Source organism: Nocardiopsis sp. FIRDI 009, assembly GCF_003386285.1.
Lineage (GTDB): Bacteria > Actinomycetota > Actinomycetes > Streptosporangiales > Streptosporangiaceae > Nocardiopsis.
The window spans coordinates 26315-39382 of sequence record NZ_QPNC01000002.1; the positions used below are offsets into that span (position 1 = coordinate 26315).

Consider the following 13068-nt stretch of genomic DNA (forward strand, 5'->3'; position numbering starts at 1 on the left):
CCGGCGCCATACACCGGCCCGGTGGTCTCACGCTCCGAGGAGCCGCTCGGTGTAGGCCCGCCAGTACGGCGCGGCGTCCACCGGGCGGACCCCGGAGCGCAGCCGTTCCGGCTCCCCGGGGGCGTAGAACTCCTTCAGCGCGCGGGCCAGGTCCGCGACGTCGTCCGGGGCGCACAGCAGCCCGTCGACCCCGTCGCGTACGTGGTCCGCGAGCGTCCCGGCCCGGGTCGCCACCACCGGCACACCGTGTTCGTGGGCGAGCCAGACGTTCTGCGTGGCGGTGGCCGTCCGGTACGGCAGGACGACCGCGTCGGCCTCGGCGAACAGTCCCGGCAGGTCGGCGGCGGGCACGTACCCCTCGCGGAACCGGACCCGGTCGGCGACCCCCAGTTCCCCGGCCAGCTCCGCCAGCTCACCGGAGCCGCCCCAGAACTCGCCCGCCACGGTGAGCGTGACGTCCTCGGGAGCGCCCGCGGCGAGCGCCCGCAGGAGGACGTCCACCCCCTTGTAGGGGCGGACGATGCCCAGGAACAGCAGATGCCGCCGCTCCCCCGGGGCGGCGGGGCGCGGGCCGCCCGTCTCCGGCAGGTGCGGGGGCATCTGAGCCACCACGGGTCGGGACCGTGCCGCCCCCCGCAGCCCCTCGGCGAGGAGGGCCTGGTCCGGTGAGTGGGTGACGACGGCGTCGACGCGGCGCAGCAGGGCGCGGGTCAGGGACACGTCCACGGCCCGGCGCTCGTGCGGGAGCACGTTGTGGCACAGCGCGACCACCCGCGTGTCCGCGCGCCGGGAGCGCACGCCCGCGAGAACCCCCAGGTAGGCGGGGACCTGCACGGGGGAGAAGAGGGTCAGCGCCACGAGGTCGGTCGTGTCCGCGAGGCGGCGTCCGGTCCGCCACCAGCCGTCCGGCCGGTACCAGGCCAGGTCGTGGCGGGTGTCGGGGTAGGGTTCGCCCTCCGGGTCGGTGATGGTCTGCCGTCCGGGGTACAGCGCCGCCGGGTACTGCGCCCGCCACGACTCGATCGCCGTCGGGTGGCCGAGCGCACGCAGCCGGTGCGCCAGTTCGGTGGTGTGCCGGGCTCCGCCGCCCTTGTAGGGGTGGGCGGGCCCCACGAGCGCGACCCGGGTCGGCGCGGCGCTCACGCGCCCTCCCGCGAGCGGACGATGAGGTCGGCCAGGAGCCCGATCGCCGCGAGGATCAGCCCCGTCATGAGGATCATGACCGTGTTGTTGGCGATGTAGAACAGGTCCCGCACCTGGTCGAAGACGAACTTGGCGGCGCCGACCCCCAGCAGCGTCAGCGCCAGCGGCATGAGCACCTTGAGCGGGTTGAAGTACATGACCATCCGCAGCACCTGGAGGATGTAGCGGTAGGCGTCCTTGACGAAGTGGAACTTCGAGGTGCCCGCCCGTGTGGCGTACTCGATGGGCACGTACCGGATCGGGTGCTGGTTGGACAGGAAGGCCAGGGTGATCGTCGTGACGCAGGAGAACCCGGGCGGCAGCAGCCGCAGGTAGGGGCGGGCGACGTCGCGCCGGAACACGCGCAGGCCGGAGTTGAGGTCGGGGATGCGGGTGCCCGTGAGGCTCTCGGCGATCTTGCGGATGACCCACTTGGCCGGGACGCGCAGCGCCTTGTGCGACCCCATCTCCTGGGTGCGCGCGCCCACCACCTGGTCGATCCCGGGGTCCTGGTCGAGCATCGCGACCAGCTCGGGGATCCGCTCGTTGGGGTAGCTCATGTCCGCGTCGGTCCACACCACGAACTCGCCGCGCGCCCGCTGACTGCCGATCCGGCGCACCGTCCCGGAGCCGCCGTTGTGGCCGAAGGCGACCACGCGCAGCCGTGGGTACAGCGCCTCGGCGTCGCGCAGCCGGGCGAGGGTGTCGTCGGTGGAGGCGTCGTCCACGGCCAGCAGTTCGTAGCCGTACCCCGAGGCGTCCATCGCCGAGCAGATCCGCTTGACCTCGTCGAGGACGTGGTCCTGCTCGTTGTAGCACGGGAGCACGATGGTGACCCGCACGGGCTCCTCGTCCGCGCTCGGGTCCTGGATGTTGTCGGGTGTGTCGCTCATGCGTTCGTCTCAGCGGTCTGGTCGGGGCCGGGCGGGCTGGTCAGTCCTCGGCCGGGATGACGGCCACCCAGACGCTTCCGCGGAAGGTCCAGTGGCCGGTGGGCGGTTTCATGAGGGTACTGGGATCCATGTCGGCGACCACGTGGAAGGGCCGTACGGGGCTGGCCGCGCCGCCGGTCAGCTCCATGAGCGGGGCCGCGTCGGGCGCGGCGAGCACGGCGGTGCGGCCCCGCCGGTGGATCTCCCCGACGACCCGCGCCACGTCCCCGGGCGTGGGCTCGTCCATCGCCGCGGTGGGCAGCCCGCAGACGTTCCGCAGCAGCGGCAGGTAGTTGCCCGCCATGCCGCCGTCGACCACGACGACCGACCCGTCGTCGGGTAGGTGGGCGCAGAGGTTCTCCGTGGCGGCGACCGTGCCCACGTCCTGCCGGTAGCCCATGATGCCGTTGGCCGCGGTGGTGGCGGTCGGCACGATCATGGCGGCCGCGGCACCCGCCGCGACCACGGTCGGGAGGGAGCGCGCGACCGGACCGCCGCCGTCGGCGCGGACGGCGCGGTCGCAGTAGCGGGTGAGCCAGGCCAGGAACCAGACGGCGAACAGGATGAACGCCGGGATGACCAGGGCGATCAGCCGCCTGCTCGCCCACGGGTGGTCGGGGGTGATGGCGGGTCGCAGGAGTGTGGTGCCCACCGTCCACACCAGCAGCATGGTGGGCAGGACCCACTGGGGTTCGCGGCGTTCCGTGACGCGGCGCAGGATCAGGGCGAGGCCGAGCGCGGCGAACAGGACGGTGCTCAGACCCACGTACCAGCCGACCCAGTAGAGGCTGAGGTCGTAGTAGGTGCGGCTGCCCTCGATCGGCAGCCCCTCGCGTTCCTGGACGGCGGCGACCCAGCGGTCGGTGAAGTCGCTGCCGTGGCCGTAGTCGGGCCACAGCAGGGGACGGATCGCGAAGCCGACCATCGCGACCAGGGCGAGGACGGCCATTGCGTTGGGCAACCAGCGGACCCGCTCCACGCGGGGGACGCCGTGCCGCCACAGGGCGGCGGTGGCGACGACGGTGACCGCGATCACGACGGCGGTGATCACCAGGAGGGGGTTGAGCGAGTCGGACAGGTACTCCAGGTAGGGGCGGGACAGGCCGTACCCGGCGTACAGGCCCATACCGGAGCCGACGACGAGTCCGCCCAGCAGCGGCAGGGCCTGGCCTCGGCGGGCGAGCAGCAGCAGCCCGACGAAGCCGATGACGGGCAGCAGGTCGCGCAGGACGTCGATCCGCACCACCAGTCCGAGGCCGAACGACAGCCCCGCTGCCGCCGCCAGGGTGTGCTGGGCGGACCACCGGTCGCGCAGGAAGGAACGCCGGGAGAGCGCGTCGTAGGCGAGGACCAGACCGCCGAGCAGGAGGATCTGGGTGGCGGGCTCGCTGTAGGTGAACCGGCTGACCCACTGCTGGGGCAGGCACACGGCCAGGACGATCGCGGCCAGCGGGGCCCAGCGGGCACCGACCAGGCGGGCGGTGAGCCCGGCGAGGGTCAGCACGCCCAGCGCGCCCAGGACCGGGGTGGTCACCAGCATGCCGGTGAGGCCGCCCAGCCAGTAGCCGATCGAGGTCAACAGGGGCGCGCCGGCCATGAACTGCGGCCAGATGACGTCACCGCGCTGGTACTGGGCGAGGCTCTGGTAGCTGAGCGAGGGGTCGTCCCCGGCGATGAGGTCGGTGCGCAGGGGGATCGGCAGGGATCCGTTCTCCGCGATCCACACCGTGTACATGGCGTAGGAGGCCGGGTCACGGCGGATGACCAGCGCCTCGGCGTGGTAGGCGATCTGCACGACGGCGAAGCCCGCGGCGATCAGCAGCACGAGGACGACCGGCCACCAGGGCACGTCCTCGTCCGGGTCCGGGATGAGCCGGGGCACCAGGGCACACGCCGCGACCACCGCGGGGACACCGACGACGATCCCGGCCAGGGGCGTGAACAGGCCGAGCGCCAGGAGGGGGAAGGCCACCAAGAGCCAGGCCGACACGGCGATGGCGGGGAGCGCGGTGACACGGGCGAGGATCCGTCCGGGAGGCAAGCGCATGGAGACACTCTGGCAGCTCGGCCGGCGTGGCGCACACATCGGGGCGGTCGGTCGGCAGAGCCCGGAGGGAATGTCCGGCGGGAACCACCGCCCGAACCCCGTGGGAGCGGGGGCGCCGCGCAGCGGGGTGGGTGTCCGCGACACACGCCCTAGAGTGGCGGCATGTCCGAAACTCCAGCACAGCTGTGGCGGAACCTCGTCGCCGCCGCCCCCGCTCACCCCTTCGTGACCTCCTACGACGCGCTGGGAGGCAGGGTCGAGCTCTCCCCGGCCACCCTCGACAACTGGGTGTCCAAGACCGCGAACATGATGGTGGACGGCTTCGGGACCCAGCCGGACGACCGGGTGGCGGTCGCGCTGCCCGTGCACTGGCAGTCGATCGTCTGGCTCCTGTCGTCCTGGTCGGTCGGGGCCGTGGCGGTGCCCGTGGACGCGGACGCGTTCCCCGAGGGGGCGCAGATCGCGGTGGCCGACGCCGACCGGCTGGAGTCGGCTCTCGACAGCGGCGCGGAGGAGGTCATGGGCGCGTCGCTGCACCCGCTCGGGCTGCCCCTGCGGGACCTGCCGCCGATGGTGCTGGACTACACCACCGAGGCCCGGGGGCACGGCGATCACTTCTCCCCCTACCCGCTCGACCCCGGGTCGCCCGCGTACGCGAGCGGACGCGAGTGGACCGGAGCGGAACTGGTCTCGGCCGCGCGGGAGCGCGCCGAGCGGTGGTCGCTCACGGGCGAGGACCGCGTGGGGCTCGTGATCGGCCCCGGCACCCCGCTGTCCGTGTTCGGCGAGGACGCCTCGGTCCTCCTGGCGGCGGTGGCCGCGGGCGCTCCGCTGGTGCTCCTCCAGGGCGGCCCCGGGGACGCGCCCGACCTCCTCTCACGCCTGAAGATGGAAGGCGCCACCGCGGTCCTGGACCTGACGGACAGCGGCGTCGCGGCCGCGGGGGGTCTTCGCGCGCTGGGCTGACCCGCCCCTCCCGGCCCGGCGGTCCGCGCGCTTCCCGGCGGCCCTTCGCGCCTCGCGGGCCCTTCGCGCCTCGCGGGCCATTCGGGCCTCGCGGGCCTCGCGGGCCTCGCGCTCCCGCTCGGCGCGGTAGAGATCGGCGGCTCGGGCGTGGATGTCGGGGTGCATGGCGTCCTCCTGGTGGTCCGGTGGGCCGGGACCGTGCGTCCCGGCCCACACCAGACTTCCGCTAAGGAGGGCGCCCCCACTATGGGAGGTTTTCCCTATCTTCGCCGGCCAGCCATGCCTCAGACCCGGGTGCGACCGCCCTCCGGGGCCCGGCCGCGCACCTGAGGGGCCTCAGGAGGCCGCCCGCTCCTCGCGGTAGAAGGCGTCCGCGACCACGCCCTCCCGGCGCTCCTCGTCGTAGGTGTACACCTCGCGGCCCTCGACGAACACGCGCAGGGCGCGGCTCATGACGTCCAGCGGGTCGCCCGACCACACCACCACGTCGCCGTCCAGGCCGGGCCGCAGCGCGCCCACCCGGTCGTCGATCCCCATGATCTCGGCGGGGTTGAGGGTGATCGCTCGGATCGCGGTGTCGCGGTCCAGACCCTCCTTCACGCACAGGGTGGCCTGGTGCACGAGGAACTCGATCGGGACGACCGGGTGGTCGGTGGTCAGCGCGACCTTCACCCCCGCCCGGTCGAGGATGCCCGGGTTGGCCAGGGTCTTGTTCTTCACCTCGACCTTGGAGCGGCTCGTCATCAGCGGGCCCGAGATCACGGGGACACCGCGCGCGGCGATCTCGTCGGCGAGCAGGTGGCCCTCGGTGCAGTGGTTGATGATCAGGCGGTACCCGAACTCGTCGGCCAGGCGCATCGCCGTGTGCATGTCGTCGGCGCGGTGGACGTGCTGGCACCACGGCAACTCGCCGTCCAGGACCCGGACCAGGACCTCCATGGCGTTGTCCCGGTCGAAGGGGGTGCCCTCGGCCGCCGCGTGGTCCCGCTTGGCCTTGTAGTCCTGCGCCTTGGTGAACGCGTCGCGGATGACCGCCGCCACGCCCTGCCGTGTCGAGGGCAGCTGCTTCTTCTCCCCGTACACGCGCTTGGGGTTCTCCCCCAGGGCGCTCTTGACGCTGGTCGGCTGCCTGATCAGCCGGTCCTCCATGCTGCGGCCCCAGCACTTGACCGCCACCGTCTGGCCGCCGATCGGGTTGCCGGAGCCGGGCTTAACGACGGAACTGGTCACACCGCCGGACAGGGCGTCGACGAAGCCCCGGTCGGCGGGATTGATGGCGTCCAGGGCGCGCATGCGGGCGCCGTTGGGGTCGGTCATCTCGTTGGTGTCGTCGCCCGCCCAGCCGACGCCCTCCTCGTCGATGCCGATGTGTCCGTGCGCCTCGACGAAGCCGGGCAGCACCCACTTTCCGGAGGCGTCGACGACCGTGGCCCCCTCGGGGACGGTGACGTCGGCGTCCGGGCCGACCGCGGTGATGGTGCCGTCGGAGATGAGGACCGTGCCGCCGTCGACGGGGTCCCCGTCGACGGGCACGACGTACCCGGAAGTGATCGCGATATCCATGGCGGGCAACCTAGCCCATCCCGGGCGTCCCCCCAACGGGCGGGTCGGCTCGGGGGTCAGCGCCCGGGCCACCGCGCGGTCAGGATCTCCGAGTCCGGTGTCAGTTCGACCGCGGCGCCCTCGATGGCGTCGCGCACCATCGTGCACCGTCCGACCTGCTCGGTCTCGGCCGTGAGGTCTCCCCCCTGCGCGGCGAACGCGTAGACCATGCTGGGCCGGTCCTCGAACTCCATCAGCCGGAAGGCTCCCCCCAGTCCCGGGTGGTGTGGAGTCTGCTCGGGGATCACGCCCATGGTGACGATGCCCGCCTCGATGAGGTCGGCCAGGAAGGCGCGCTGGGCGTTGATGACGGCCGCGCCGCCCTGGGGCCGGGTCAGGGCGATCTCGTTGAGCACCACCCGCAGCCGGGGGCCCTCCGGTCCGGTCATCGCCGCCCGGTGGGCCATCTCCTCCTCCACCATGGCCTCGACCTGGTCGGCGCCGAGGTCGGGGTGGGCGGGCCCCAGGATGGCCCGGGAGTACTCCCGGGTGCGCAGGAACGTGGGCACGGCCATGGGCTGGTGCTCCCAGAGCCGCGCCGCGTGCGTGCCGAGCTCCCGCATGTCCCCGAACTCGTTGGGGAAGGCCTCGGCCTGGAGGGTGATCGCCCAGGCGTCGACCAGCTGGTGGTCGGCGCCCAGTGCGGTGTCCACCCGCTCGACCAGCGTCCGGGCCGGTCGGCAGTGCGCGTCCTCCACCTCGCGGAGTTTGTCGTCGGTCACCCCGACGGTCCTGGCCAGCTCGGCGCGCGAGAGCCCCCTGTCGGACCTGGCGCGCAGTACCCGCGCGCCGAAGGGGAGCCACATCGCAGACGGCAACGCAGTGTTCACTCCCGAATCCTCTCCCGTCGCCGGTCGGGCGGGCCGTGTCCCTCGGGTCGGACCCGCCCCTTCATCCGACCCTCTCCCGTGGCGGTGGGGCTGGTCAAGCGACAGGGCGGGTGCGGCGGTCCGTGATAAGTCAGTACAAGAACCGACAATGCCGTCCCATGACCGGACGCGTTCGGAACATCCTCCCGGACCCCGCTGACCCGCGCGGCTCCGGGTGGTCGGCGTGCCCCGGGGTGGGACACCCCCTCCTGTCCCAGTACTCTGAGTGACGCCCAGCCGCGAACCTCACCTCGGGAGTGAACCGATGAAGCGCTTGACCCCGCCGGCGACCGCGCTCCTGGCCTCCGCCGCCCTGCTGGCCGCGACGGCCTGCCAGGGCGGAACGGACACGGAGGTGTCGGACACGGGGGTGTCGGACGTGGAGGGCGCGGTGCTGAGCACCAGCGAGGGCGACATCACGGTGGAGCTCTTCCCGGAGGACGCCCCCCTGGCCGTCGCCAACTTCGTCGACCTCGCCGAGGGGGAGGGCGTGCCCAACCCGGTGACCGGGGATGCGGCCTTCTACGACGGGACCGTCTTCCACCGGGTGATCGAGGGGTTCATGATCCAGGGCGGCGACCCCGAGGGGACCGGGCGCGGCGGCCCCGGGTACACGTTCGCCGACGAGTTCGACTCCGGCCGCACCTTCGACGAACCGGGCGTGCTGGCCATGGCCAACTCGGGCCCGGACACCAACGGGTCGCAGTTCTTCATCACGGTGGCGCCGACCACCCACCTGAACGACAGGCACACGATCTTCGGCCAGGTGGCCGACGACGAGTCCTACGCGGTGGTGGAGGCGATCTCCCGGGTGGAGACCGACCAGAGCGACCGCCCGGTGGAGGACGTCGTGCTGGAGTCCGTCACGATCCAGCGCTCCGGCGACTGAGCCGTGCCCGTCGCGGGCCTCCGCCCCGGACGGAACCTAGCGACGCCGTTTGGCCCTGGCCGCGCGGGCCCGCTCGACGGCGGGTCCGATCGCCCCGGCCAGCGCCGCGACGTCCTCCGTGGTGGAGGTCCGGCCCAGGGACAGCCGCAGACTGCTCAACGCGGTGTCCGGGTCGGCCCCCATCGCCAGGAGCACGTGGCTGGGCTGGGCGACCCCCGCCGAGCACGCCGACCCGGTCGAACAGGAGATGCCCCGCGCGTCGAGCAGCATGAGCAGCGCGTCCCCCTCGCAGCCGGGGAAGGACAGGTGGGAGATCCCGGGCAGCCTCCCGTCGGGGTCGCCGTTGACGACGACGTCCGGCACCTCAGCCCGCACGCGCTCCTCCAGTTCGTCCCGGAGCGAGGCCAGGTGCTTGGCGTGCTCCTCCCGCTCGGCCACGGCGAGGTCGACGGCCGTGGCCAGCCCGCGCAGCAGGGGCGTGGACAGGCTGCCCGAGCGGATGTCGCGTTCCTGGCCGCCGCCGTGCAGGACGGGAACCGGAGCCAGTCCCCGGCCGACGACCAGGGCGCCCGCCCCGACCGGGCCGCCGAGCTTGTGGCCGCTCACCGTCAGGGCGCTGACGCCGCTGGCGGCGAAGTCCACCGCCTCCGCTCCGACGGCCTGGACGGCGTCCGTGTGGAAGGGGATCCGGTGTTCGGCGGCCACGGCCGCCAGTTCGGCCACCGGCTGCACGGTGCCGACCTCGTTGTTGGCCCACATGACCGAGACCAGGGCGACCGAACCGGGGTCGCGTTCGATCGCCTCCCTCAGCGCGTGGGGGGCGACACGCCCCGAGCCGTCCACGGGGAGCGCCTCGAAGACGGCCCCCTGGTGCTCGGCCATCCAGTGCGCCGGGTCCAGGACCGCGTGGTGTTCGACCGCGCTGACCAGAATCCGCCGCCGCCGCGGGTCCTCGGCGTTGCGGGACCAGTACAGGCCCTTGACCGCGATGTTGTCGGACTCGGTGCCGCCGCCGGTGAAGACCACCTCGTGCGGGGTGCAGCCGAGGGCGCCCGCGAGGCGTTCCCTCGCCTCCTCGACCGTGCGGCGCGCGGCGCGGCCGTGGCCGTGCAGCGACGAGGGGTTGCCGAGGGAGCCGAGCTCCTCCGTGAGGTCGGCGACGACCTCCGGACGGACCTCGGTCGTGGCTGCGTGATCCAGATACACCATGGCGCTCCCAGAATACGCCCGTCATCGCCGTCCACGGCCTCGGTCCCGATAACCTTGAGGCATGCCTGACTCCTCGCGCCCCGCCGACCACCACTGGCACGCTCCCACGGCCCAGCGCCCGGTGAGCGCGCGGCTGTCCCTGCCCGGCTCCAAGTCCGTGACCAACCGGGCGCTCGTACTGGCGGCGCTGTCACAGACGCCGTGCGTCGTGCGCCGCCCGCTCGCCAGCCGTGACAGCGAACTCATGGTCGGCGCGCTGCGCGCCCTGGGCGTGGGCGTCGTCCAGGACGGCGCGGACCTCGTCGTCACCCCCGCCGCGCTGCGCGGCCCGGCGTCGGTCGACGTCGGCAACGCCGGAACGGTCATGCGCTTCGTTCCGCCGCTCGCCGCCCTCGCCACCGGCGACGTCCACTTCGACGGCGACCCGCGCGCCCGCGAACGGCCCGTCGACGAACTCCTGAACGCCCTGCGCGCCCTCGGCGCGGACATCGACGACGGCGGCTGCGGCGCCCTGCCCATGACCATCCACGGCACCGGCGCGGTGCCCGGCGGCGAGGTCACCCTGGACGCCTCCGGGTCGTCCCAGTTCGTCTCGGCGCTCCTGCTCAGCGGCGCCCGGTTCGACCAGGGCGTGCACGTGCGCCACCAGGGTCCGCCCGTGCCCTCCCAGCCGCACCTGGACATGACGGTGGAGATGCTCCGAGCCGTGGGGGTGGCGGTCTCCACCGGGGAGAACTCCTGGCGGGTGGAGCCGGGACCGGTCAAGGCCACCGAGATCACCGTCGAACCCGACCTGTCCAACGCCGCGCCGTTCCTGGCCGCCGCCCTGGTCAGCGGGGGCGAGGTGACCATCCAGGGGTGGCCCGAGCGCACCACCCAGCCCGGCGACGAACTGCGGTCCCTGTTCACCCGCATGGGCGGCGAGGTGTCCCGTTCCGGTACCGACCTGACCCTGCGCGGCACCGGTCGGATCAACGGCATCACCGCCGACCTGCGCGACGTCGGCGAACTCACCCCGACCATCGCCGCCGTGGCCGCCCTGGCGGACACGCCCTCGCGGCTCACCGGGATCGCGCACCTGCGCCGCCACGAGACCGACCGCATCGCCGCGCTCGCGACCGAGATCAACCACCTGGGCGGTGACGTCGAGGAGCTGCCCGACGGCCTGGTCATCCGCCCCCGCCCGCTGCACGGCGGCGTGTTCCACTCCTACGACGACCACCGGATGGCCACGTCCGGCGCGGTGATCGGCCTGTCGGTGCCCGGGGTGGAGGTGGAGAACATCGCCACCACGCGCAAGACGCTGCCCGACTTCCCCGGCCTCTGGGCGGAGGTCCTGGCATGAGCCGGACGCGGGGCGGGGGACGCCACCTGGACGAGGACGACATCCGCGTACGCGCCCGGGGCGGTTCCCGGCCCCGCACCCGGAAGCGGCCCAGGCACGAGAACGCCGTGGAGGGTCTGGTCACCGCCGTGGACCGGGGCCGGTACCGGTGTCTGGTGAACGACGTCCCCGTCGTGGCCATGAAGGCCCGTGAGCTGGGCCGCGGCTCCATCGTCGTCGGCGACCGCGTCGACGTGGTGGGGGACCTGTCCGGGCGGCCCGACACCCTCGCCCGCGTCGTGCGGGTCCGCGACCGCCGCTCCGTCCTGCGCCGCACCGCCGACGACACCGACCCCGTCGAGCGGGTGATCGTCGCCAACGCCGACCAGCTGGCCATCGTGTGCGCGCTCGCCGACCCCGCGCCCCAGCCCCGTTTCGTCGACCGGTGCCTGGTGGCGGCCTACGACGCCGGGCTCGAACCGCTCCTGTGCCTGACCAAGGCGGATCTCGCCGACCCCGACGACCTGCTCCGGGTCTACGAGCCCCTGGGGCTGCCGTACGAGGTGCTGAGCCCGGAGGGGGACCTGTCCGGGCTCAGGTCCCGGCTGGCCGGCCGGACCAGCGTGTTCGTGGGTTCGTCCGGGGTGGGCAAGTCGACGCTGGTCAACCGGCTGATCCCCGGGGCCGACCGGGCCGTGGGCGACGTGAACGCGGTGACCGGCCGGGGCCGCCACACCTCGACCTCCGCCGTCGCGCTGCCCTTCGAGGGCGGCTGGCTGATCGACACCCCCGGGGTGCGCAGTTTCGGGCTGGCGCACATCGAGCCGGAGGACATCGTGGCGGGTTTCGCCGACATCGACGAGGTCGCCCACGGGTGCCCGGCGGACTGCACCCACCAGGAGGGCGCCGAGGGCTGCGCCGTGGCCTCCGCCCTCGCCGAGGGGAGCCTGGACCCCGACCGCGTGGGGTCGATGCGCCGTCTGCTCGCCAGCCGGGAGGGCACCCTCGACGAGGAGCCCGGGGCCTAGCGCCCGGCCGCGCCGGAGCGCTCCGGGCACGGACGGATTCACCGGTTTCCCGACATCTGTCGGTCACGCTCGGTAGTCTCCTGCCATGCCCGGATTCGACCACGAGCTCCAGGTGCGCCTGTTCCAGAACAATCCGGAACTGGCTCCTGCCGTGCTACGCGACACGATCGGTTTCCCGGTGCCCGACTTCGCCCGTGCGGAGATCGGCTGCACCGACCACACCAAGCTCAAGCCCGTGCCCTTCAGGTCCGACGACGTCATCGTCCTGCACGACCATGACGGGGCCAAGGTGCTGGCCATCATCGCCGAGGTCCAACAGAAGAAGGACCAGGACAAGCCGTACACCTGGCCGCTGTACGTGGCCACCGTCAGAGAGATGCTGCGCTGCCCGGTCAGACTGATGGTGGTCTGCCCTGACAGGAACACCGAGGTGTGGGCGCGGACCCCCGTCGAGTTCGAGGCCGGCGGGACCGCCTTCGCGCCCGCGGTCCTGGGGCCGAGCAACACACCGGTGGTCGACGACGTCGACCAGGCGAGGCGTCTGCCGGAACTGTCCGTGCTGTCGGTGGCCGCACACGGCGACGACCCCGCCGTCCTCAAGGCCGCCGAAGCGGCCCTGGACGCCCTGCCCGAACACACCAGGCTTGTCTACTATGACTTCATCGAGTCCAAGCTCAGCGCGGCGGCTCGGCAGAAGTGGGAGGAACTCATGGCGACCGGCACCTACGAGTGGCAGAGCGACTTCGCCCGCAAGTACGTCGGGCAGGGGCGTGAGGAGGGCCTCAAGGAAGGCCGCATCGAGGGTCAGGTGGTGGGCCGGATCGAGGGCGAGCGAAAGGCCCTGCTGCGTGTCCTCCGTGTGCGCGACGTCCCGGTCTCGGACTCCGCCCGCGACCGCATCGAACGGTGCGCCGACCTCACCGAGCTGGAGTCCTGGCTCGATCGGGCCGTGACGGTCACCGACGCCGACCAGCTCTTCGACTGACCGCTCCGGCACACGAACACCCGGGGCCGGGGGGC

Annotated in this window: 11 protein-coding genes; 5 read left to right on the plus strand and 6 right to left on the minus strand. The window is 73.1% G+C overall.

Annotation, left to right across the window (positions count from 1 at the left end):
* Positions 1-27: 27 nt before the first annotated feature.
* From DVR05_RS01585 to DVR05_RS01595, 3 genes are read right to left on the minus strand one after another with little or no spacing between them, the layout of a single operon-like run.
* Complete coding sequence (locus DVR05_RS01585) at positions 28-1143, minus strand: glycosyltransferase family 4 protein (RefSeq protein ID WP_116243994.1); 1116 nt, start codon at positions 1141-1143, stop codon at positions 28-30.
* Positions 1140-2075, minus strand: coding sequence for a glycosyltransferase family 2 protein (locus tag DVR05_RS01590; protein ID WP_116243995.1), 936 nt, complete (start codon positions 2073-2075; stop codon positions 1140-1142). The genes DVR05_RS01585 and DVR05_RS01590 overlap by 4 nt, the downstream gene beginning before the upstream one ends.
* A 40-nt stretch (positions 2076-2115) precedes the next feature.
* A complete protein-coding gene (locus DVR05_RS01595) occupies positions 2116-4161 on the minus strand; it encodes a hypothetical protein (protein ID WP_116243996.1) in 2046 nt (681 codons plus the stop codon).
* 162 nt (positions 4162-4323) lie between these two features.
* Here DVR05_RS01595 and DVR05_RS01600 point away from each other — a divergent pair, with 162 nt between their 5' ends.
* Complete coding sequence (locus DVR05_RS01600; RefSeq protein WP_116243997.1) at positions 4324-5127, plus strand: TIGR03089 family protein; 804 nt, start codon at positions 4324-4326, stop codon at positions 5125-5127.
* A 336-nt stretch (positions 5128-5463) separates the two neighbouring features.
* Here DVR05_RS01600 and DVR05_RS01610 read toward each other — a convergent pair whose 3' ends face one another.
* Positions 5464-6690 (minus strand): amidohydrolase, encoded by a 1227-nt coding sequence (locus DVR05_RS01610; RefSeq protein ID WP_116243999.1) that lies wholly within the window; start codon positions 6688-6690, stop codon positions 5464-5466.
* Between the two features lie 56 nt (positions 6691-6746).
* Positions 6747-7559: a helix-turn-helix transcriptional regulator gene (locus DVR05_RS01615; RefSeq protein WP_116244000.1), complete on the minus strand. Its 813-nt coding sequence runs from the start codon at positions 7557-7559 to the stop codon at positions 6747-6749.
* A 304-nt stretch (positions 7560-7863) separates the two neighbouring features.
* Here DVR05_RS01615 and DVR05_RS01620 point away from each other — a divergent pair, with 304 nt between their 5' ends.
* Positions 7864-8487 (plus strand): peptidylprolyl isomerase, encoded by a 624-nt coding sequence (locus DVR05_RS01620; protein ID WP_116244001.1) that lies wholly within the window; start codon positions 7864-7866, stop codon positions 8485-8487.
* A 36-nt stretch (positions 8488-8523) separates the two neighbouring features.
* On the opposite strand, the gene DVR05_RS01625 is transcribed toward DVR05_RS01620, so the two are convergent.
* Positions 8524-9696 carry a cysteine desulfurase family protein gene (locus DVR05_RS01625; protein ID WP_116244002.1) on the minus strand — a complete coding sequence of 391 codons (1173 nt, stop codon included), beginning with the start codon at positions 9694-9696 and terminating at the stop codon, positions 8524-8526.
* A 61-nt stretch (positions 9697-9757) separates the two neighbouring features.
* On the opposite strand from DVR05_RS01625, the gene aroA reads away from it, so the two are divergent.
* The 3 genes from aroA (at position 9758) to DVR05_RS01640 (ending at position 13033) form a co-directional block, all read left to right on the plus strand.
* Positions 9758-11041, plus strand: a complete 1284-nt coding sequence (gene aroA / locus DVR05_RS01630) for a 3-phosphoshikimate 1-carboxyvinyltransferase (protein WP_116244003.1) — start codon at positions 9758-9760, stop codon at positions 11039-11041.
* Complete coding sequence (rsgA, locus tag DVR05_RS01635; RefSeq protein WP_116244004.1) at positions 11038-12048, plus strand: ribosome small subunit-dependent GTPase A; 1011 nt, start codon at positions 11038-11040, stop codon at positions 12046-12048. Before aroA ends, rsgA begins: the two co-directional genes overlap by 4 nt.
* An 85-nt stretch (positions 12049-12133) precedes the next feature.
* Complete coding sequence (locus tag DVR05_RS01640) at positions 12134-13033, plus strand: hypothetical protein (protein ID WP_116244005.1); 900 nt, start codon at positions 12134-12136, stop codon at positions 13031-13033.
* The last annotated feature ends 35 nt before the right edge of the window (positions 13034-13068 follow it).